Below are 22324 nucleotides of genomic sequence, written 5' to 3' on the forward strand. Positions count from 1 at the left end.
AGTTTTTGTCATGTTATCCATGCATTATATTCGCTTTTCTTCTAAAGCCAGTTCACCCATAGTGAACATGCTCGAATATAGAGGGGATGTCAGCACATGAACAACGGATTGTTTACGTACTTAGCAGCATTGCTATTGTTTGGCTCCAACGGCATCATCGCCGCTGCCATCGCGCTGCCGAGCTCCGATATCGTACTGTTGCGCACGTTTTTGGGCGCTCTCACCCTTGCCGCCGTCCTCTTCATAACCAAGCGCCATAACCTGCAGGCTCCGTCTCGCCCCCGCGAGGCCGCAGCGCTCATCGTCTCGGGCGCCGCGCTGGGCGCCAGCTGGATTTTCCTGTTCCGCGCCTATCAGACGATCGGCGTTGGTATCTCCTCGCTGTTGTATTACTGTGGCCCCATCATCGTTATGGCCCTCTCCCCGCTCATTTTTGGCGAAAAGCTGACCGGCAGCAAAATCGCCGGCTTTATCGCCGTCGCCTGCGGTGCTTTTCTCATTGCAGCGCAAGGTCTAGGCGGCAATATGCCCATTGCGGGCATCGTCTGTGGAATCGCCTCGGCCTTCTGCTATGCATTGATGGTCATCGCCAGCAAGGGTGCGCCTCACATCGAGGGCCTCGAGAACTCCGCACTCCAAGTGAGCGCCGCCTTTGTGACCGCACTGGCCCTCACGCTCATCACGCAGGGCGCTCCCTCGTTCCTGTCCGCCGGCGTCGCCGCCAGTATTGATTGGCGCGCCGTCGCTATGCTCGGCGTCGTCAACACCGGCATTGGTTGCCTGCTCTACTTTAGCGCCGTCGCCAAGCTGCCCGTCCAGACCGTCGCCGTCGTCGGCTACCTCGAGCCGCTTTCGGCGGTCGTGTTCTCGGCCGCCCTTTTGGGTGAAGCCATAACACCGGTCCGCCTGATGGGCGCCGCGCTTATCATCGGCGGCGCGATTTTTTGCGAACTCGCCGGCAAACGCGCAAACGCCAAGGCTGGCATCGCCCAGATAGCACGTGCTTAAAAGCCCCTGCTTTGAAATGCTACCTGCGTAGATAAATAATCCCCAGCTGAGGATTATTGTCTAAAATAACCCGATGTGCCAAACTGCTCTTGTATGTATAAAGACGGCATAAAGGTCCACTGCTCTTTGCAGAGGCCAGATGTCTAAGGGAGTCCACGTGGCACACAACAAGCTGGAGGCAAGCCTCCAAGGCCAGCACGGGCAGGGCGGGCATGGAGCCATCCCCCTTTCCGCTGGAATGCTGCTCGTAACGCTCGGCGTCGTCTACGGAGACATCGGCACGAGCCCCATGTACACCATGAAATCAATCGTCGCCAACAACGGCGGCATCGGTACCGTCAGCGAGGACATGATCCTGGGCGCGCTTTCGCTCGTCATCTGGACCATGACGCTCGTGACCACGGTCAAGTACGTGGTAATCGCCATGAAGGCCGACAACCACAACGAAGGCGGCATCTTCGCCCTGTTCAGCCTCGTACGCAAGGTGGCACCATGGCTGATTCTGCCCGCCATGATCGGCGGTGCGGCACTGCTTGCCGACGGCATCCTCACCCCCGCCGTCACGGTCACCACAGCCATCGAGGGTCTGCGCACCATCGAATGGGGCCATGCGCTGCTGGGCGACGGCCAGACCAACGTCATCATCATCACCATCATCATTATCTGCGGCCTATTTGCCATGCAGCGCGCCGGTACCTCGTCAATCGGCAAGCTCTTCGGCCCGCTCATGACGCTGTGGTTCCTGTTCCTGGCAGGCGCCGGTCTGTTCAACATGCTCGGCAACCTGTCCATCTTGCGCGCGCTCAACCCCATCCGCGGCATTATGTTCCTGTTCTCGCCCATCAACCATTCGGGCATTATGGTGCTCGGCTTTGTCTTCCTGTCGACAACCGGTGCCGAGGCACTCTACTCGGACATGGGCCACGTGGGCAAGGCAAACATCTATGCATCCTGGCCATTTGTTAAGGCGGCCCTTATCCTCAACTATCTGGGTCAGGGAGCTTGGCTACTCGCCAATAACTCCAACCCCCAGATGCTCGCGATGGATATCGTCAACCCGTTCTATATGATGCTCCCCGAGCCCCTACGCCCCTTTGCCATCGTGCTTTCGGCCGTGGCGGCCATCATCGCCTCACAGGCGCTCATCACCGGCTCGTTCTCGCTGGTATCCGAGGCAACGCGCCTCAACCTTATGCCGCACCTGCGCATCCACTACCCCAGCGACACCAAGGGCCAGCTCTATATTCCGCTCGTCAATAACATCATGTGGGTCGGCTGCATCTTCATCGTGCTGCTGTTCCAAAACTCCGAGCGCATGGAGAGTGCCTACGGCCTCGCCATTACCGTGACCATGCTTATGACCACCACGCTTTTGACGAGCTATATCGCCGGCATTCTCAAGCACAAGCTGGGCGCCTGCGTCTTCGCCCTGCTCTTCGGCGCCATTGAGCTGTGCTTTTTCGCCTCGTGCCTCACCATGTTCTTTGACGGCGGCTATGTGATGATCTTCTTGGCCGCACTGCTGTTTGGCCTTATGTATGTGTGGCGTCGCGGCACCGCCATCGAGCGCACGCAGACGATCCTGCTGCCCGTCTCCAAGTACATCGACCAGCTCAATCGCCTGCGCAATGACGAGACCTATCCCGTGCTCGCCGACAATCTGGTATTTCTCACCAACAGCCCCGACCCGCTCACACTCGACCGCGACGTGCTCTATTCCATCCTGGACAAGCACCCCAAGCGCGCCAAGGCATATTGGTTCATCAACGTGCACGTTACCGACGAACCCTATACGCACGAGTATTCCGTCGAGACCTTTGGCACGGACTTTTTGTTCCGCGTGCGCCTGGACCTGGGCTTTAAGGTCAACCAGCGCGTCAACGCCTATCTGCGTCAGATCGTCGGCGACCTGATGGCATCGGGCGAGCTGCCGCCGCAACATCACACCTACTCCATCTACGAGACGCGCGGCAACGTAGGTGACTTCCGCTTTTGCATGCTGCGCAAGATGCTTGCCCCCGAAACGGACATCAACCGCAATGACCACCGCGTGATGGCCATCAAGTACGCCGTCCGCCGCGCCTGCGGAAGCCCGGCACGCTGGTACGGTCTCGAGAACGCGGCCATCATCATTGAGTACGTACCGCTCTTTGCTCGCATGCGCCCGGCCGTCAAACTTGTGCGCACCCAGGTGCCGCTCGAGGTTCAGATCGAAGAGGCCGAGGAAATGGAGGTCGACATCTTCTCGGACGACTTGGTCAACGGCAACGAGGCCGGCAAGAGCATGAACGTCGATCCCACCGAGCTGCTCGAGAGCGTCGCCGATACGCCCGAACAGCAACTCGACGGACTCGAGAGCAACCAGTTCAACGACGCCAACTTCTAACACGCCACCAGCCATTGGCGACAACGGCCTCGCATCTCATAAGAGGTGCGAGGCCGTTTTATGTCGCAACGAACCAGTGAGCTACGAACGGCGCGGCTCGGGAACCACGAGCCTATCGGGGCTCGCGCCCTCGGCATCCATCAGGCTCACGTAGCGAATCGATGGGTCATCGTAGGTCGCGTAGTAATAATTGCCCGTACGCGCGCTAAAGCATCCGGTGTAGATGGTCTTCTCGAACTTGCCGTCGCCCATCTTGGACGCTCCCTCGATCATCGCCACGCCCTCGAGCGAACGGAACATGCGGACGACGTTTTCGGCCTCGCTGCCCTTTTGCGGGTAATAGGCATTGAGGTAGGCAGCCTTTACAAAACGGCTCGGCGAATAGCAATCGCCCGGAATACCGCGCATGCCGGCACCAGCGCCATAAGGCTTGAGCTCGGCGGCGCGCCATGTCGCCGTCTGCGGAAAATCGCTGGTGGCGGTGATATAGGTGCGCAGGTTTTCCATATGCCACGGGAAAGTCGGCTGGTTGGCAAGGGTATCGACCGGGTCGTCGTATACATGCAGGCCGTCGGCCATCATCTCGACCACGATACTGCGCTGGCTGTCGCCGATAATCCAATGGAGCAGCGACACGCCCAGGCCCTCGCCGGCAGATTTGGCGACAATCACCGTATCGCGCAGCGCAGCCTCGGCCTCGTCGACCGTCGAGAACGTCGCCGCCACCCACAGGGGAAACTCGTAGGCCGCGATATTGGTCTTGCCATCAACCGGCCCCTCGGCATACTCGGCATAGCCGGGAAAGTTGAGCCCCGCCACAGCCAGGCCCGCATCGTTGCCGCAATCGAAAAACATGGGATAGTTCTTGTAATCGATACACATACCGATTACCGCATGCGCCGCCGTCGCATCGTCGATAAACGAGTACGGGATGTGGAACCCGCGGGGCACCACGCGAACCTGCTCGCCGTATCCAAAGCTCCAGTCGAGGTTGCGGCCCAGATACATGTGGCCGGAATTATCGGTAAATCGAATGCTCGTGCACATAGCGCCTCCTAGCTCAATGTTCTTACTAAGGTCATTGTCACCAAACAAAGGAGCGCTAAACAAAAAAGTCCGGACATGACAACAATGTCATACCCGGACTAAAAACGACGAGGTGCGGTGCTTTGGTCCCCTTAGACCAACTTTCCAAGACAGTGATCAATCATGTGCTGGATCATCTGAGCCTCAAAGCCTGCGTAATCGCGGCGGCACTCCTTCATCTTGCCGTCGACGATCTGGTCAAAGGCAACCTTGCACTTGATATAGCGCGTGGACTTGGTGACCTCCTCGTGCGTCAGGCAGCTCTCCTCCATCTTGCTGGCACCCAGGCCAAACACCAGACGGGGGTTGTAGAGCACGTGGGGCTCGCCGGCATCGTCCAGGTAGACGCAAACCTTCTTGGTAACGCCAATCTGGTTAGCGGCAAGGCAGCCGGCATCGTCGAGCGACTTGATGGTATCGATCAGGTCCTGAGCAACCGACTCGTCCTCGACGGTCGCAACCTCGCAACGCTGGGACAGGATAGCCTCGTCGTGGCAAAGCTCTTTAATCATACGTTCCTCCATAGGGGTCGTTGTAACCGCTTAAGTATACGGTACCTACACAATTTCATGCGAAAGATACCGCCCGTCCGTTACAAACCGCCGAACATCAACATGTGAGGAACACCAACTTCACAAAGGCGATATAGTGGGTGGGTTCGTGTCAATCGGCCTAAACTCGGGGCCGAACAAGGAAAGGGTATGCATGGACGAACTTTTTCACGTCAGTGAGCGCAAGTCCACAATCGGGACCGAACTTCGCGCTGGACTGACAACATTCCTGGCGATGGCCTACATCATCGCCGTCAACCCCGCAGTGCTCTCGGGCGCCGGCATCGATGCGGGAGCGCTCGCCTGCGCCACTTGCCTGGGCGCCGGCATCATGACCATCTGCATGGGCATCTTCGCCAACCGTCCGCTCGCATGCGCGTCGGGCCTGGGCATCAACGCCATGATTGCGGGCATCACCACCACCATGTGCGGCGGTGACTGGCACGTGGCCATGAGCGTCATCTTCCTCGAGGGTGTCGTCATCTTGCTGCTCGTCCTTTGCGGCCTGCGCGAGGCCATTATGGACGCCATCCCCGTGGTTCTGCGCCACGCTATCTCGGTGGGCCTGGGTCTGTTCATCGCCATGATCGGCCTGTGCGACGCCGGCATTATCACCGCTGGCGCCGGTACACTCGTCGGTCTGGGCGACATCACCTCCCCCACCTTTATCGTCGGCATCATCTCCATCGTCGTGACGGTTGCCCTGGCCTCCCGCAACGTGCCGGGCTCGCTGCTCATCGGTATCATCGTCGCCGTTATCGCCGGCATCCCGCTGGGCGTCACCCATGCGCCCGAGGGCCTCATCGCACCGCTCGACTTCTCGACCTTCGGCGCCCCGTTTGCCAGCACTGCCGACGGCAACCTTGCCATCGTGAAGGTCCTGACCGACCCGATGCTGCTCGTCGTTGCCTTCTCGCTGCTCATGAGCGACTTCTTCGACACCATGGGCACCGCGATGGCCGTCGCCAAGCAGGGCGAGTTCTTGACCGAGGACGGCAATGTCGAGGACATCCGTCCCATCCTGGTCGTCGACTCCGTGGCCGCTGCTGCCGGTGGCTTTATGGGCGTCTCCTCCATCACCACCTTCGTCGAGTCCACCTCTGGCGCTGCCGACGGTGGCCGCACGGGCCTCACCTCCGTCACCACCGGCGTGCTGTTCATTCTCGCCGCGTTCTTCTCCCCCATCGTCACCATCGTTTCCAGCGCCGCCACCTGCGGTGCTCTGGTCTACGTCGGTTACCTCATGATGAGCGAGGCCTCCGAGATCGACTGGTCCGACGTGTCGCAGGGTTTCCCGGCGTTCATGATTGTCGCCGGCGTGCCCTTCACCTACTCCATCTCTGCCGGCATTGGCCTGGGCTTTATCGCCTACGTGATCGTCGCGCTCTTTAAGGGCGAGGCCTCCAAGATCAAGCCGCTCATGTGGATCGCAGCCCTCGCCTTCCTCGTCTACTTCTTTGTAGCGTAGGCGCAAGATTCGCAATACCAAACAGCAAAGCGCGGAGTCGCATCGAGCGGCTCCGCGCTTTGCTTTTAAAGCCAGGCACCACACGGACACGCGATGTATTGCTTCGCAAGTTTTGGACGTTTTGCTCTCCAAACGGCACTACCGACGGCTACATCCTGCAGATATGCTGGATATAACCGCATAGGCCCTATGAGGATGGGAGTAACCATGGCCGCCTTGTTCACGACCCCCAAGCGCAATGACAAAACCTCTGGAGCCCATTTTGTCGAGCCCGACCTGCGCCGTCGCACGCTGCTCGCACACGGCAGCTGGCGCCGCGTGACGCGCCGCATCGTTGTAGGCGCCGTATGCGCGCTTACGGTAAGCTCGCTGCTCATGCCGAGCATCTCGCTCGCAGCCGAGTGGGTGGACGTTGGCGGCGTCCGCCACGAAGCGGCCGCGGGCCCCACGGGAGACGCCGCCGGTACCTGGTCATGGGATGGCGCCGATGACATGAAGCTCAACGGCTATAACGGCGGCGCGATCGAGGCAGCGGGCAAGCTCAACGTGAGCTACGAGGGCAACAACACCGTCACTAACGACGACGGCCGCGGCATCAAGGTTAAGGATGGCGCGAACGAGAACGCCGAGCTTAATATTCAGGGCGACGCGTCCAGCACGCTCAACGTGACATCTTCTCGTGACGCCATCACTTCCGTCGGCAACATCAACATCGACGGCGCTGGCACTGTCAACGCCACGAGCACCGAGCACGATGCCATCGATGCCGGGGGCGATGTCACCATCAAGGGCTCGGGAAACGTTAACGCCACGGGCGATTCGGATGGCATCAGGGCCGACGGCAACATCACGATCGACAACAGCGGAACCGTCACCGCCAAGGCCACCGAGGATCAGGGTATCGATGCTAACGAGAACCTCATCATAAAGGGCGGCGGCAAGGTAGAGGCAAGCTCTATCGAGGACAATGCGATTTGGGCCGACGGCAGTATCGAGATCTCGGGTGGCAGCCAGGTCAAGGCAAGCTCCGAGGAAGACGCCGCCATCGACGGTAAAAACAGCCTCACGGTCACGAACGCTTCCCTCAACGCAAGTGGCGTTGGGTATGGCATCTATGTCTACAAGGGCATCACGCTCGATGGCGCGACCGTGACGATCCGCGCAAGCTCAGATGGCGGGGAAGTCAGCGCACTCTTCACCGATGAGGACGACATCGTCATCAAGAACGGCTCGACTGTGGATGCGCTCGCAGAAGGCAGGTTCTCGGTTGCAATCTCCACCAGTAATTTCTACTCCGGCGAAGCGGGTGGCCATATCTACATCAGCGACTCCGTTGTCAAGGCCATAGCCCGCTATGCCGAGACCGGCGGCGATGGCCCCGACCACTACAGTGGAGACCAGGATGGCGAGATCGCCCCTGAGCGCAGGGGCGTGAACTTCGGCATCTTTGCCCGGACCAAGGAGGGCATCACGCCCGCGACCATCTCGATTGTCCGCAGTAAGGTCACGGCCGAGGGAGACACGGCGGCTATCTTTGCGCTTGCCATGAGCGCGGACGGCGAGGCGATCGGCACCATCGAGATCGAAGGAGCTCCCATCCAGACGCCCACAGGCGGCAAGATCATTGGCTATCGCAACAAGGAAGAACTCGACGACGGCATCTTCTACGCGGTGGGTCAAACCATCGGCACGGGCGACGCTGTGATCGACTCCCCCTATAACGAAGCAGTCGCCAAGAGCACGGCCATCGTGCCTCCCGAGGAGACCAAGCCCGAGGAAAAGCCCGGCGAGACCAAGCCCGAGGGCTCCAAGTCCGAGGGCACGAAGACGACCAAGACCGTTGCAGTTGCAGCCACGGGAGCCAAAACCACCGGCATCCTCGCCGCAACCGGCGACACCTCGAGCGCGGCCATCATAGCGACCGCCCTTGCAGGAACGGCCACCATCGCCGCAGGCGCCCTGGCGAGTCGCAAACGCTCGTAAACACTTTTTCGCACGGGACGGGTGGATCGCGGCCCTTGCCTTCCTCGTCTACTTCTTCGTAGCGCAAGGGCAAGGCTGCAAAAGCTGAACAATAAAGCGCGGAGTCGCCATGCGGCCCCGCGCTTTTCTTTTAGCGCCGGTCCCTGCGCCGGCGTGCGGCCTATTTCTCCCCCCCATTTTGGCCATTTTGCCCTCCAAACGGCACTACCGCCGGCAACATCCAGCAGATACGCTGAATCTAGTCGTATAGGCCCTATGAGAACGGGAGCAACCATGGCAGCCTTGTTCACGACCCCCAAACGCAATGACGCTACCGCCGGAACCCATGTTGCCGAACCCGACGTCCGCCGTCGCATAGGACTCGCGCACGGCAGCTGGCGCCGCGTGACGCGCCGCATCGTCGTGGGAGCCGTATGCGCGCTCACGGTAAGCTCGCTGCTCATGCCGAGCGTCTCGCTCGCAGCGGAATGGGTCAAGGTCGGCGGCAACAAGTACAACACCGCGGCGAGCGACGAAGCCGGTACCTGGTCGTGGGACGGCGCCGACGGCTTGAAGCTCAACAACTATAACGGCGGCGAGATCCAGGCCGCAGGCAAGCTCAACGTGAATTACTCGGGAAACAACATCGTCACTGCCGACTGGATCGAAGGCATCAAGGCTTCTCATGGCAAGAATGAGAACGCCGAGCTCAATATCCAAGGCGACGCGGGCAGCACGCTCAGCGTGACATCTACTGAGGACGCTATCCTCTCCACGGGTAATATCAACATCGACGGAGCCGGATCCGTCAACGCCACGAGCACTGGGCTTGATGCCATCAATGCCGGGGGTGATCTCGCTATCAAAGGTTCGGGCAACGTCAACGCCACGGGTGCATCGGATGGCATCAGGGCAAACGGCAATATCACGATTGACGACAACGGAGCCGTCGCCGCCAGGGCTACCAAGGACAAGGGTATTGGAACCGACAAGAACCTCACCATCAAGGGTGGCGGGACGGTCGAGGCAAGCTCCGAGAAAGACGCTGCCGTCGAGGCCAAGGGCAGCCTCGCAGCCACAAACGCCTCCCTCAACGTAAACGGTGTTGAATATGGCGTCTATGCCCACAAGGGCATCACGCTCGATCATGCAAACGTGACAGTCCGTGCAAGTAAAGGCAGATACGGTGGCGCCATTGCCCTCTTCACCTACCAAGACGATATCGTCGTCAAGAACGGCTCCACCGTGGACGCGCTTGCGGAAGGCGAGGTTTCGGCTGCATTCTCCACCAGAAACGATCGACCCAACGAGAAGGGTGGCCACATCTACATCAGCGACTCCGTTGTCAAGGCCATAGCCCGCTATGTCGAGAACGGCGACGGCCCCATCCCCTACAGCGAAAACCAAGATGGCGAGACGAGGCGCGAACCCCAAGGCGAGAACATCGGCATCATCGCCCAGACCAGCGAGGGCGTCACACCCGCAGTCATCTCGATCATCCGCAGCAAGGTAACGGTCGAAGGAGATACAGCGGCAATCTTTGCCCGTGCCATGAGCGCTGACGGCAAGACAATCGGCACCATCAAGATTGAGAACGCCGCCATCCAGACGCCCGAAGGCGGCAAGGTCATTGACTATCGCAAGCTCCGTGACGGCATCTACGAAGCAGGCCAAGCCATCGGCACGGGCGACGCCACGGTCGACTCCCTCTATATCAAAGCAGTCGCCAAAAGCACGACCATCGCACCTCCCGAGGTAGCCAAGCCGGAAGACCCCAAGCCCGACGAGACCAAGCAGAACCCCAAGCCTGAGGGCTCAAAGCCGACCAAGGCCGTTGCGGCTTCAACCACGAAAGCCAAGACTACCGGCGTGCTCGCGGCAACCGGCGACACCTCGGGTGCGGCCATCGTGGCAACCGTCCTTGCGGGAACAGCCGCTATCGCCGCAGGCACCATGGCGAGCCGTAAGCGCTCTTAGACGCCTCTGCGCACATGGCAGCTCCCGCGAAGGCCCCGAGCCCCAGCACCGTTTAACAACGCCACCGCCGAGCTCCCCTCCAGCGGTGGCGTTTTCCATATGCGTCCGCAGGGGATGCCCGAGATTGTCTTTGGTCTAGCCCAACCGGCATACGCTGGCGTGCGACAATTGGAGCTGCCGATATCACAACACTGAGAGAAGCCCGTCATGGGAGCGCATCAAAAGCAGATAACCGTTTATTCGAATCATACGGAAAGCGCGCCTGTCATCTACCTTCCTGTGGTCGTGGGCGACGGCAGCGAGGTTTATAAGTGTTGCCGAGAGCTCGACTGTCCGCCATTCGCCCTCGTCACCATTGGCGGGCTCGATTGGAATCGCGAGCTGAGCCCCTGGGCATGCGACGGGACCGTACGCGATGCCGAGCCTTTCGGCGGCCAAGCTGCCGGTTTTCTTGATGAGCTGCTGAATCAGATAATCCCCCAGGTCGAGTCATCGCTTCCTCAGCCGCCCACCTGGCGTGGCATTGCCGGTTACTCGCTCGCGGGCCTCTTCGCACTCTGGTCCCTCTGGCAAACCGACGCATTTGACCGCGCCGCGAGCGCATCGGGGTCGCTATGGTTTCCCGACTTTGTCGATCGCGCCAGCACGGCGCCATTTGCCGGCAGCCCGCAGGCTGTCTATCTGTCGCTCGGTAAAAAGGAGACCAAGACTCCCAACCGCATGATGCGGCACGTACTCGACGATACGCGCGCAATGGAAAAGCTGCTCGGCGAACGTGGTATTCCCACGACGCTGGAGCTCAACCCCGGCAATCACTTTTCCCAGACCGACTTGCGCATGGCCCGCGGCATCCACTGGATACTGACGCATTAAAAATGGTGCCCACGCGCATATACGCATGGGCACCATATCTTGTTTTAGCTGGACGCAGTTGTTACTCAGCAGCCTCCTCAAGCTCGGAGACGTCAAACTCAAAGTCGTTACCCGGCAGGATGGCGTTGAGCACGATGCCCACCAGCGAGCCCACGGCAAGGCCGGAAAGCGAAATCGTCACGCCGCCCAGCTCAAGCACGATGGCGCCGGCGGTGCTGTACGCAATGCCGAGCGAAAGCACGAGCACCAGGGCGGCCACCAGCACGTTGCGGTTGTTTTGGAAATCGACCTGGTTCTCGATGAGGTTGCGGACGCCCACGGCGCTGATCATGCCATAGAGCACGAGCGACACGCCGCCGATTACACACGCCGGCATGGCCGCAATGACAGCCGCGAACTTGGGGCAGAACGAGAGCACAATGGCACAACATGCGGCAATGCGAATCACGCGCGGGTCAAACACACGCGTTAGGGCAAGCACACCGGTGTTCTCGCCATAGGTGGTGTTAGCCGGAGCGCCAAAGAGCGATGCGAGAATGGTCGCCAGGCCGTCGCCAAGCAGCGTGCGATGCAGGCCAGGATCGGCGATGTAGTTACGCTCGCAAGTGGAGCCGATAGCCGAGATGTCACCGATATGCTCGATCATGGTCGCAAAGGCCAGCGGCATAATGGTGATGATGGCCGTCGTGGCAAGACCGCTATCGAACTGCGGGCCAAAGAGCGCAAACACGGTGTTATCCCACACGACGGGCAAGCCAACCCAGGGAGCGGCTGCGACGCCCGAGAAATCAACCTCGCCGAGCGCAGTCGCAACGGCATAGCTCACCACAACGCCCAGCAGAATCGGCACGATCTTGACCATGCCACGGCCCCAGATGTTGCAGATGACGATCACCGCCACAGCGACAACGGCAACAAGCCAATTGGTCTGGCAGTTGGCGATGGCAGAGCTTGCCAAGATCAGGCCGATGGAAATGACGATGGGGCCAGTCACTACCGGCGGGAAGAAGCGCATAACGCGCTTGGCACCAAACGCGCGAAACAGGGCCGCCAGCACCGGATAGAGCAGGCCGGCACAGGCTACACCTAGGCAGGCGTAGGGCAAAAGCTCGGCCTCGCCGTTGGGCGCGATGGCGGCATAGCCCGCGATAAAGGCAAACGAAGATCCCAAAAACGCTGGCACCTTGCCGCGCGATAGGAAGTGGAAGAGCAGCGTGCCCAGGCCGGCAAACAAAAGGGTCGCCGACACCGAGAGACCGGTGAGCACGGGTACGAGCACCGTGGCACCGAACATCGCGAATAGATGCTGCAGACCGAGTAGGAACATGCGCGGGCGACCGAGCGACGACGCATCGTAGATGGCATCGGCGACGGCGGGCGTCGAGGATTGGGACATGGATGTCCTTTCATAATGGAAGGGCGCCCGGGCATATCGGATTACCTGCCCGAACGATACGATCCGAACCATTGTACGCGATGCATGCCGCTCCGACCACGACGCCCCTGCGAACGGCAGCACTACTTCCAGATGCGCTCGGCGATGCGTTTGACCAGGGCGATCTTTGCCCACTGCTCGTCCTCGGTCAGCTTGTTGCCAATCTCGCAGCTGGCAAAGCCGCACTGGGGCGACAGGTACAGGTTCTCGAGCGGCACGTACTTTGCGGCTTCGCGGATGCGCTCGACGATGGCGTCCTCGTTCTCGAGCTCTGCCGCCTTGGTGGTTACCAAGCCCAGCACGACCTTCTTGCCGGGAGCGACGTACTTGAGCGGCTCAAAGCCGCCGGCGCGCGGCGTGTCGAACTCCAGATAGAACGCATCGACATTCTCATGTGCGAACAGGTACGGCGCGATGGGATCGTAGCCGCCCTCAAAGGCATAGGTGGAGTGGTAGTTGCCGCGGCACACGTGCGTGTTGACAACCAGATCGTCGGGCTTGCCCTCGATGGCGGCGTTGTTGAGCGCCACGCCCAGCTCGCTCACCCTTTGCAGGTCAACCGGGCTCATGCCAGTCTTGGACACAAAGTCGGTATCGCAATAGATGCCCCAGGTGCAGTCATCAAACTGGATGTTGCGGCAACCCGCTGCGTACAGGTCGGCGATCACCGTGCGATAAGCGGCTGCAATTGCGTCGGCAAGTTCCTCATCGGTCTTATAGACAGCGCGCAGGCTCTCCTGCTGGCCATCGCAGCGGTCGAGCGTAACCTCCGAGAACGTCTGGATCGGCGCCGGAATGGTCTGACGCGCAACCTGACCCTCCCCCTCGAGTGCCTTGACAAACTTAAAGTGCTCGACGAAGGGGTGGTTCTCGCCGCTGATGGGGCCGGTCACCACGGCGGTGTCAGCCGTGGTCTCCTCGTCGTGGAACATATAGCCCGTACGCGAGGTGCGGCGTTCAATGCCGTTGAGCCCCCACATAAAGTCGAGGTGCCAGTAACTGCGACGAAACTCGCCATCGGTAATCACCTGCAGGCCAGCGGCCTTTTGCTTGTCCACCAGGTCGCGAATAGCCTCATCCTCGACGGCCTTAAGCCCCTCGGCATCAAGCGTGCCTGCCGCATAGGCAGCGCGGGCATCCTTTACGGCCTGCGGACGAAGAAAACTGCCGACGATATCGGCACGAAACGGCGCGTTCGGTTGAATCGAAGTGCTCATAGATATCTCCCTTTGCATTGGTTGCTTTACTGGGACAGAGTATGAGCGCTCATATAGCCATCGTAAAATATACGTTTATAACAGTTTGATATAGATGCTTCCTATATCAGTTGGGACTGCCATGAAGAGATTTGACCTGTACAGGACGCAGCAGTCTAGATATGCTGACGGATCGCGTCGATATAGGCTTGACCGTAGCGCGTAAGCGTCGTGTTCTTGCGCGTGATGATGCCGATCTCCATGTACTCATCCACATCGAGCGGAATCGAGATAATGCCGGGGCCGTTGAGTTCGTGGCTAATCACGCCCGAGCACACCGTGTAGCCGTTGAGGCCCATGGCCAAATTGAACAACGTCGCACGGTCGCGCACGCGGATATTCTTGCGACGCTCAAACGTCGAGGTCAGCTCCTCGGAATAGTAAAACGAGTTGTAGCTGCCCTGCTCGTAGGACAGGAACGGGTAGTCTTCCAGATCCTCGAGCGTCACGCTGGAGCGGTCCGCCAGCGGATGGTCGGCACAGACGAAGATATGCGGCGTGGCACAGAAGAGCCCTTCGAACACGAGCTCGTTGGCCGCCAGCATGCGCTCGATAACCTCGCGGTTGTGCTCGGACAGATACAGGATGCCCAGCTCGCTTTTCATGTGCGCGACATCCTCGATAATCTCGTGGGTCTGCTCCTCGCGTAGGGTAAAGTCATAGCGCGCGGCATCGAACTCACGGATCACATCGACAAACGCGTTGACGGCAAAGGAATAATGCTGGCAGCTCACACTAAAGTGCGGCACCTGCTCGGACGCGCCCTTGTACTTGCCTTCGAGCAGATCCGCCTGATCGAGCACCTGGCGCGCGTAGCCCAAGAAGGTCTCGCCCTCCTCGGACACAATGACACCCTTGTTGGTGCGCTCAAAGATGTGCACACCCATCTCGTTTTCGAGATCGCGGATCGACGCGGTAATCGAAGGCTGCGACACAAAGAGCCGGCGCGAGGCCTCGGTGATGCTGCCGCATTCGGCAACTTTGACGACATACCTGAGCTGTTGAAGCTTCATGATGGCCTCCCTAGACGTCCGCGAAACCCGAACCCGCCGCATCTGCCTGACGCATAAACGACGGCATCTCCCCCGTCGCGGCGCAGGCGGCAATCTGATGCAGAGCCCCGGCAACCGCATCGTCTGCCGCAGCGCCGATATGCCAGCGCGCGGCAGCCGTGACGGCCTCGTTGGCATTGGCGACTGCAACGGAGTTGGGGACGGCACCGATCATGGGCAGGTCGTTATCGGAATCGCCAAATACGGCCACCTCGTCGGACGTCAGGTCCAAAGCGCGCGCCAGCTCCAGCGCAGCGCAACCCTTGTCCCAACCTGCTGGAAGAATGTCGAACAGGCGCACACGATTGTTGGGAAACACAAGCGAGAGTTCCGGCACCTCAGCGGCAACGCGCTCGCGGAGCTCCGCGAGCTCCTCACGCGAACGAGCACTCCAGATATTCGCCTTGAACACCGACGCGTCATCGACGACAGGACGGCACGGGGCCTCTTCGCCCTTGAGCCATGCGTTGCCGCCCGACTCCATGGCGCGGCGCACACGCTCGGGGTCGCTCGTCACACAATAGGCATCGTTATTCCAAAAGTCATCGCCTAAGCTGTAGACCTTCAGATAGGTATCGTCGGTTTCTTCTTCCAGATAGGCGGCCAAACGCATGAGTGCGTCGCTATCGGTCGCATGCGAGGCTACCACCTCGCCGTCCACAAACATGACCTGGCCGTTGCAGAACGCGCCGGTCGAGAAGCACTCGGCGCGATTGCGGAACATCCAGCCCATCGCGGAGGGCTGGCGACCCGAAACCGGGCCAAAGTGCAGACCCGCCGCCTGCATGGCATGAATGCCCTCGATGGCGTAGTCGCTGGCGCCGTCATGCCCGGCTGGAATCAGCGTATCGTCCATATCGGTCAGCACAAGTTTAATCATAAGGCCCCCTCGGTCATTCTTAATCCCGTCTATTGTACCGACCTGCCAAAAAGAGACAGGTTTATATTGGCAGGTTTTATCTGGGAAAACGCAAAGCCCCAGTTGTTACCTGCCAAAATAAACCTGTCCCTTATTGGCAGGTGCGCTAGTATAGGGAACAACAGATTCGATGCGGGAGTGCCGGCGGTGCAAACCACAAGGCTGAGAGGGCATAGGGCCCAATCCTTTGAACCTGTCAGTTAATGCTGGCGTAGGGAGCATGCCGCCTTTACAGGGGCGCTGTCTATGCACAGCGCCCCTTTTCTATGCCAAGGAGGCATGTGCAGTGATCGATTCGGAACAGCTTAAGCAAAATGTGGTCAAGGCCGTGGAGAAGATTCGCGCCACCAATCCCATGGCGGGCTCCATCACCAACACGGTGACGATTGACTTTGTCGCCAACGCGCAGCTCGCCGTGGGCGGATCGGCCGCCATGGTCTATCTGCCCGACGAGGGCGAGGCGCTCGTTGCCGGCGGCGGCGCCATCTATCTGAACATGGGCACACTCTTCCCCATCTACGAGCAGACGATTCCCCGCGCGGCCAAGGCGGCACACGACGCCGGCAAGCCCTGGGTGCTCGATCCGGTGGGCCTGGGCATCGGCAGCCTGCGCACCCAACTGGTAAACGAACTCAAGCAGTACAAACCCGCCATCGTGCGCGGCAATGCCTCCGAGATTATCGCGCTCGCCGGCCTGTGGGGCCTTGAGGGCGAAGCGGCCGATCTGAGTCGCGTGCGCGGTGTCGATACCACCGACACGGTAGACGCCGCCCGCGGCGCCGCCGTGGCGCTCGCCCGCTACACCGGCGGCGCCGTTGTGGTCTCGGGCGAAGTCGACCTGATTACCGACGGCACGACCGTGGCCAAGTCCCACGGCGGCAGCCCGCTCATGTCCAAAATCACCGGCTGCGGTTGCTCGCAGGGCGGTGTGCTGGCTGTGTACGCCTGCGCTGCCGATCCGTTTACGGCAGCCATCTGTGGCACCGCCGTCTACAACGTTGCCGGCACGCGTGCCGCCGCTGTCGCCGATGCCCCGGCAAGCTTTAAGGTCGCCTTTATCGACGAGCTCTATCGCGCAACCGCCCAGGACATCGCCGATAACCAACTCGAGCTCGAGGAGGCATAAGGCATGTCCGAGCCCGCAACCAATGCCGGTATGAACACGCTCGTCGCCGTAGCCATCGCCCCGTGCGGCACCGGCGACGAGCTGTCCGCCGAGGTCGCCGAGGTCGTACGCGTCATTCGCGAGAGCGGCCTTCCCAACCGCACCACCTCGATGTTCACCGAGATCGAGGGTGACTGGGACGAAGTCATGCAGGTCGTGCGCGACGCAACCTTTGTGTTGGCGAGCAAGGGCATCCGCACCGAAGTCGTGCTCAAGGCCGATATTCGACCCGGATTTACCGACACCATGACTGGCAAGCTCGAGCGCATGGAAGCGCAGATCAAAAAGCAGGAGGAAGCACAGTGAGCATCCGCGACAACCTTGATATCTCGGCCTATCTGGTACTCGGCCCCGAAAACACCCTCGGACGCCCCGTGGGCGATGTGGTGGCCCAGGCGCTCGACGCCGGCTTTACCTGCATTCAGGTGCGTTCCAAGGTGGCAAGCGCCCGCGAGATCATCGCACTGACGGGCGATACCGCGCAGGCCATCGCTCAGGCCGGCAAAACCGGGCAGGTCGCGCTGCTGATCGACGACCGCCTTGACTGCGTACTTGCCGCACGCGAGCAGGGTATTGCCGTCGACGGCGTGCATGTTGGCCAGAGCGACATCCCCGTCGAGGTCTGCCGCAATCTTTTGGGCCCCGATGCCATCGTGGGTCTTTCGGCCCGCTGCGAGGAGATGCTCGAGTACGTCAAGACCGCCGACATGAGCCTGGTCGATTACCTGGGCGTAGGCCCGCTCCACGAGACCGAAACCAAGCGCGACTGCGGACGTGCGGCCGACGGCTCCATCATCACCAAGAGCTTTGAGGACCTGGCCGCCCTCCATGCGGCAAGCCCCGTCCCCATTGTGGTGGGCGGCGGCGTCAAGACGGCCGATCTGCCGCAACTCAAGTCCACCGGCGTCGACGGCTTCTTTGTGGTGAGCGCCGTCTGCAGCGCCGACGACCCCTACGCCGCAGCCGAGGAGCTCGTCGATACCTGGCAGCAAGCATAGACCTATGCCGAGCAGCTGCTCCGCAGCCTCATATCTTCAAGAGCGGAAAGCGCATCCCAGTTTGGACGTCCATTCTGGGACGCGCTTTCCGCATAGAGGACCAGCGGGAAACTGCGTCCCAGTCTGAACGCTGATTACGGGATGCAGTTTCCGGCGTAGTCCCTACCCCGCCAGATACGCTTCCAGCGCGGGCAACGTCGTCTCCGCATCACGACGACCGACCTGATAGATGCGCTCGAGCTCATCGGGCTCGCGGCACAGCGACGGCACCTTCACCGATTCGCTGGGCCGCACCACAAAGATCTCGCCGGCAGCCTCGCGACGCGCCAGGTCATCGAGCGTGGCATTGTAGACCTCGTGCCGATGCTCAAGCGCCGCAACAAACTCCGGATAGTGACGATACACGCGACGCAGCATAGGCATCACGCTATTGGGCTGCTTTACAAAGCCCGCCGGCTGCGTCAGCACCACCACGTTGCGGTCATAGCCTTGCTCAAACAGCCAAGCGCTGGGAATGGAATCGGCAACACCGCCATCCAAGTACTTACGACCCTCGATGGCAACAGGACGCGTCGCCACGGGAATCGCCGACGACGCCCGGATCCACTCAATATCGCGCTCGTCGCCATAGGGCAGGTCATGGTAGACGGCCTGCCCCGTCTTAAGATCGGTACATACGCACGTAAACCGCATGGGGCAGGCGCGATATGCCTCCAGATCGATGGGATCGCGCTCGATGGGTACCTCATGATAGGCAAACTCGGCATTGAACATATCGCCGGTTCGCAACCAGCTCGTCACGCTCGCATAGCGCTTGTCGGCGCAATAGGCCTTGTTGTAGCGAATGGCGCGGCCGATCTGGCGCGATTTAAAGTTGTAGCCAAACGCCGCGCCCGCCGAGACACCCACCATATGGTCGCAGGTTAAGCCGTGCTCCATCCATACGTCGAGCACGCCCGCCGTATACATACCGCGGTAGCCGCCTCCCTCGAGCGCAAGTCCCACCGTGGGCGTCGTATCTGGCTGTGCCATGCGACCATCTCCGTTCCTGCGTTTTAAAACGAAACAAGTATACCCGTCAACATATATCGTCTCAGTTGCATTTTCTTCAAACATCGCATCATTGCGCTACCGTTTGGCGAATAATAGCCACCCGCGGCAGAGACACCCATATACAATCCTATACTGTTATTTTTACTTAGCAGGTATTGGCAGAGAACACTGGCCGACAAATAAACCCAATGACGCAGCAAGGCAGGGGCCTGGATACACGCAAAACGTGAGTAACAACGCGCGTACACAACGAGCTCGCCCGACGCGATCCACCCCGACCTCAGAAAGCCGCTTACAGCATGGACACTGACAGCAATTACACCGAAACGCTCGAAAAGACCGTCCGTGACCTTCTCGAGCGTCAGGAGGATCTGATCAGGACCGCCTTTACCGACCAGCTCACCGGACTTGGCAACCGCGGCGGCTTTGCCCGTTCCTTAGAGGAAATCTGGGAACAGGAACTGCCCGTGACCATGGCTTTTATCGACATCGATAACCTTAAGCACTGCAACGACATCTTTGGACATGACGCAGGTAACCGCTATATCTTGCAGGTAAGCCTCTATCTCAAGCTGTATATGAAGGTAGACGAGGCGGCATTTCGTCTGGGAGGCGACGAGTTTGCCATCCTATCTACGATTGCAACCGAGGACGACCTCGCCAAACGTCTGGAACACTGCCGAGAGGTCCTGCTCAAGAATAACGATTCCGAGATGCCCCACTCGTTGCTTTTTTGCTTCCATTAAATCTTCCTTACTATATTCCATTGTTACCCTCCATAACTTCTGATTGTTGCCGTCTTGACGATTATGTATCTTTACATTACCTTCTGAAACATATGGCGCACCTTGTCCAGGCGGCTGTTTGGACGGCGGGGCTGGATGACCGGCTGACCGACAGCGGCCTGATATCCTTTCAGCTCTGTAAGGCATACGCTCCGCCCGTTGGTGTAAAAGGCCAGATCAGTACGGTATGCCTGTATACAGCGGGCGGGAATCTCGCCAGTAATGACAACTTCATCCTTTTTTACCTGGGCCGTTTCGATGGTGGCACAGTATTTCGGTGCATCATGATAAGCCCTGGAAAGGTATTCCTGGGGCGCATAGAGGATGAAGGAGAGATAAGGTTCCAGCAGCTGCGTCCCCGATTCCTTCAATGCCTGTTCCAATACAATCGGGGCCAATGAGCGGAAGTCCGCCGGCGTGCTGACCGGACTGTAATAAAGCCCGTATTCAAAGCAAATCTTACAGTCCGTTACGTTCCAGCCGAACAAGCCCTGCTCCAGCCCGTAACGGATACCATCCCTGACAGCGTTTTGAAAACTCTGGTTCAAGTATCCCAGCGAAACCCGGCTCTCGTATTGTACACCGGAGCCAAGCGAGAGTGGTGTAACAGACAGTCCTATGGATGCCCAAAACGGGTTGGGCGGCACCTCGATATGGATGGTGTGGCTGGCTGCTTTGAGCGGCCGCTCCATATAAATGACGGAGGGTTCCTTTACCACTGTTTCAAGCTTGTATTTTTCCGACAGCAAAGCGGAAACAACCTCCAACTGCACCCGGCCCAAAAAAGAAACAATGATCTCATGGGTGATGGAATCCACTTCGCAACGCAAAAGCGGGTCAGTATCCGCAAGTTGCGTAAGAGCGTCCAGCAGCCGTTCTCTTTGCGCTGCCGTTTTCGGCGCAATCGTCGTCCGCAGCATGGGGAGGGGGTCCTCGCGCCACCTTTTACGAGGGAGCCGGGTTTGGTCCCCTAATACATCGTTTAACCTCACGCTGTCGCTGGGAAGGATAACAATTTCACCCGGATAAGCGGTGTCTGTCCGAACAATTTCCCCTTTGGATGGAATACGCATCTCTGTGATTTTCAGCTTTTCTCTCCCGGCCAGGGCCACCGTATCCCGCAGGCGCAGCGTTCCGCTGTATAGCCGTAGATAGACACGCCGCTGGCCGCAATCTGTATACTCCACCTTGAAAACGCTGCCGCATAGGGCGGCGCTCCCCTGTTCCCCAATCGGTTGGAACAGCCCTGTCACCGCATCCATCAACGGTTGAATGCCAAGGCCCTTTTTGGCGCTGCCATAATAGACCGGGAACAGGGAGGCGTCTTGAACCCGCCGCTGTTCCTCCCGCACAAGTTTTTCCCGGCTGATTGGTTCTCCTGCGATATACTTTTCCAATAATTTATCGTTATTTTCGATGACCGCATCCCATGCTTCTATGTCGGTATTTTCCTCCAGGACTATTTCCGGGGACAGCGACACCGTCTGCTTGATGATAATATCGGCGGAGAGCTTATCCCGAACAGACTGAACCACGCTCTGCAAATCAACGCCAGCCTGGTCGATCTTGTTGATAAAGATAACGGTGGGAATGTTCATTTTCCGCAGGGCATGGAACAGAATACGGGTCTGGGCCTGCACGCCATCTTTAGCGGAGATCACCAAGATGGCCCCATCTAAAACAGCCAAAGAGCGGTACACCTCCGCCAAAAAATCCATGTGGCCGGGCGTATCCACAATGTTGACTTTACATCTGTGCCACTGGAAGGAAGTGACTGCCGCTTGAATGGTAATCCCACGCTGCCGCTCCAAAAACATGGTGTCCGTCCTCGTTGTCCCTTTTTCGACGCTCCCCGGTTCTGAAATGGCTCCGCTGGCATATAGCAGGCTCTCCGTCAAGGTCGTCTTTCCAGCGTCTACATGGGCAAGAATTCCAATATTGATTATTTTCATGTGATTGTCCTCCCTTTACTGCCCCGAAGGGCATAAAAATCCCCAGCAGTAAAATACTTTTACCACTGGGGATGATAATTTGCGGACATACACATATGCAGCATACACCTGTTTGTGAGTGCTGTTTTTGGGGATATGTCAAAATTGATAAGGCAAAAGTATTCTTAAATTGGGTACAAAAAACTAAGCCCCTACAAAATGGACTATCATAATCCTTTGTTCCCACTATTTGATTATAGTTTTATTTAAGAATACCTTGCCGCATATTTTTTACTCCTTTTCTGGACTTGAATTATTATATCACATCAGTTTTAGGAAAACAAGTATCTAAAAGAAATTTTTCTTCCCCTTATATGTAACCCTTGAATGGCAACTTCATCCGAACACTTCCCACATTC

General features: G+C 59.1%; 18 protein-coding genes and 1 riboswitch. Of the genes, 10 read left to right on the forward strand and 8 right to left on the reverse strand.

The features are described 5' to 3' along the window. The first annotated feature begins 96 nt into the window (after window positions 1-96). Both DW645_RS04360 and DW645_RS04365 read left to right on the forward strand, forming a co-directional pair. On the forward strand, window positions 97-1008 hold the full coding sequence (locus tag DW645_RS04360) for a DMT family transporter (protein ID WP_118065573.1): 912 nt from the start codon (window positions 97-99) through the stop codon (window positions 1006-1008). A 139-nt stretch (window positions 1009-1147) separates the two neighbouring features. Further along, window positions 1148-3394, forward strand: a complete 2247-nt coding sequence (locus DW645_RS04365) for a KUP/HAK/KT family potassium transporter (protein WP_118226460.1) — start codon at window positions 1148-1150, stop codon at window positions 3392-3394. Window positions 3395-3475: 81 nt separating this feature from the next. Here DW645_RS04365 and bsh read toward each other — a convergent pair whose 3' ends face one another. Together bsh and DW645_RS04375 are read right to left on the reverse strand one after the other, a co-directional pair. Further along, window positions 3476-4441, reverse strand: coding sequence for a choloylglycine hydrolase (gene bsh, locus DW645_RS04370; protein WP_118226462.1), 966 nt, complete (start codon window positions 4439-4441; stop codon window positions 3476-3478). A 131-nt stretch (window positions 4442-4572) separates the two neighbouring features. Next, entirely contained in the window at window positions 4573-4992 is a 420-nt protein-coding gene (locus tag DW645_RS04375; RefSeq protein WP_035137017.1) for a peptide deformylase, read from the reverse strand. Window positions 4993-5185: 193 nt separating this feature from the next. Here DW645_RS04375 and DW645_RS04380 point away from each other — a divergent pair, with 193 nt between their 5' ends. The 4 genes from DW645_RS04380 (at window position 5186) to DW645_RS04395 (ending at window position 11311) form a co-directional block, all read left to right on the forward strand. Then, window positions 5186-6499, forward strand: a complete 1314-nt coding sequence (locus DW645_RS04380) for an NCS2 family permease (RefSeq protein ID WP_118226464.1) — start codon at window positions 5186-5188, stop codon at window positions 6497-6499. Window positions 6500-6706: 207 nt separating this feature from the next. Then, window positions 6707-8482, forward strand: a complete 1776-nt coding sequence (locus tag DW645_RS04385) for a carbohydrate-binding domain-containing protein (RefSeq protein ID WP_158568678.1) — start codon at window positions 6707-6709, stop codon at window positions 8480-8482. A gap of 273 nt (window positions 8483-8755) precedes the next feature. Beyond that, a complete protein-coding gene (locus DW645_RS04390) occupies window positions 8756-10438 on the forward strand; it encodes a hypothetical protein (protein WP_118226467.1) in 1683 nt (560 codons plus the stop codon). A 207-nt stretch (window positions 10439-10645) separates the two neighbouring features. Then, window positions 10646-11311: an alpha/beta hydrolase gene (locus DW645_RS04395; protein WP_118226469.1), complete on the forward strand. Its 666-nt coding sequence runs from the start codon at window positions 10646-10648 to the stop codon at window positions 11309-11311. A 61-nt stretch (window positions 11312-11372) separates the two neighbouring features. On the opposite strand, the gene DW645_RS04400 is transcribed toward DW645_RS04395, so the two are convergent. From DW645_RS04400 to DW645_RS04415, 4 genes are all read right to left on the reverse strand, one after another. Beyond that, window positions 11373-12707, reverse strand: coding sequence for a uracil-xanthine permease family protein (locus DW645_RS04400; RefSeq protein WP_089572925.1), 1335 nt, complete (start codon window positions 12705-12707; stop codon window positions 11373-11375). Window positions 12708-12829: 122 nt separating this feature from the next. After that, complete coding sequence (locus DW645_RS04405; protein WP_233540709.1) at window positions 12830-13963, reverse strand: 5-methyltetrahydropteroyltriglutamate--homocysteine S-methyltransferase; 1134 nt, start codon at window positions 13961-13963, stop codon at window positions 12830-12832. A gap of 155 nt (window positions 13964-14118) precedes the next feature. Beyond that, window positions 14119-15015, reverse strand: a complete 897-nt coding sequence (locus DW645_RS04410) for a LysR family transcriptional regulator (RefSeq protein WP_118226473.1) — start codon at window positions 15013-15015, stop codon at window positions 14119-14121. A gap of 10 nt (window positions 15016-15025) precedes the next feature. Next, the gene (locus tag DW645_RS04415) at window positions 15026-15934 is read right to left on the reverse strand and encodes an HAD-IIB family hydrolase (protein WP_118226475.1); all 909 of its coding nucleotides are present in this window, start codon (window positions 15932-15934) and stop codon (window positions 15026-15028) included. A gap of 163 nt (window positions 15935-16097) precedes the next feature. After that, window positions 16098-16208, forward strand: a riboswitch (TPP riboswitch). A 51-nt stretch (window positions 16209-16259) separates the two neighbouring features. On the opposite strand from DW645_RS04415, the gene thiM reads away from it, so the two are divergent. Genes thiM through DW645_RS04430 form a run of 3 tightly spaced genes read left to right on the forward strand, consistent with a single transcriptional unit; the run spans window position 16260 to window position 18136 of the window. Beyond that, the gene (gene thiM, locus DW645_RS04420; RefSeq protein WP_118226477.1) at window positions 16260-17099 is read left to right on the forward strand and encodes a hydroxyethylthiazole kinase; all 840 of its coding nucleotides are present in this window, start codon (window positions 16260-16262) and stop codon (window positions 17097-17099) included. Between the two features lie 3 nt (window positions 17100-17102). Next, window positions 17103-17444 carry a thiamine-binding protein gene (locus DW645_RS04425; protein ID WP_233540710.1) on the forward strand — a complete coding sequence of 114 codons (342 nt, stop codon included), beginning with the start codon at window positions 17103-17105 and terminating at the stop codon, window positions 17442-17444. Beyond that, a complete protein-coding gene (locus DW645_RS04430) occupies window positions 17441-18136 on the forward strand; it encodes a thiamine phosphate synthase (RefSeq protein ID WP_118226479.1) in 696 nt (231 codons plus the stop codon). The genes DW645_RS04425 and DW645_RS04430 overlap by 4 nt, the downstream gene beginning before the upstream one ends. 162 nt (window positions 18137-18298) lie before the next feature. On the opposite strand, the gene DW645_RS04435 is transcribed toward DW645_RS04430, so the two are convergent. Further along, window positions 18299-19168 carry a patatin family protein gene (locus DW645_RS04435; RefSeq protein WP_118226481.1) on the reverse strand — a complete coding sequence of 290 codons (870 nt, stop codon included), beginning with the start codon at window positions 19166-19168 and terminating at the stop codon, window positions 18299-18301. Between the two features lie 320 nt (window positions 19169-19488). On the opposite strand from DW645_RS04435, the gene DW645_RS04440 reads away from it, so the two are divergent. Continuing rightward, window positions 19489-19935 (forward strand): GGDEF domain-containing protein, encoded by a 447-nt coding sequence (locus DW645_RS04440; protein WP_117629610.1) that lies wholly within the window; start codon window positions 19489-19491, stop codon window positions 19933-19935. A 71-nt stretch (window positions 19936-20006) separates the two neighbouring features. Here the strand turns inward: DW645_RS04440 and tet(W) are convergent, their stop codons facing one another. Beyond that, window positions 20007-21926, reverse strand: coding sequence for a tetracycline resistance ribosomal protection protein Tet(W) (gene tet(W), locus DW645_RS04445; protein WP_118226483.1), 1920 nt, complete (start codon window positions 21924-21926; stop codon window positions 20007-20009). Window positions 21927-22324: the final 398 nt, after the last annotated feature.

It is taken from the genome of Collinsella sp. AM23-17 (assembly GCF_003470945.1).
In the GTDB taxonomy this organism is placed as follows: domain Bacteria; phylum Actinomycetota; class Coriobacteriia; order Coriobacteriales; family Coriobacteriaceae; genus Collinsella; species Collinsella aerofaciens_O.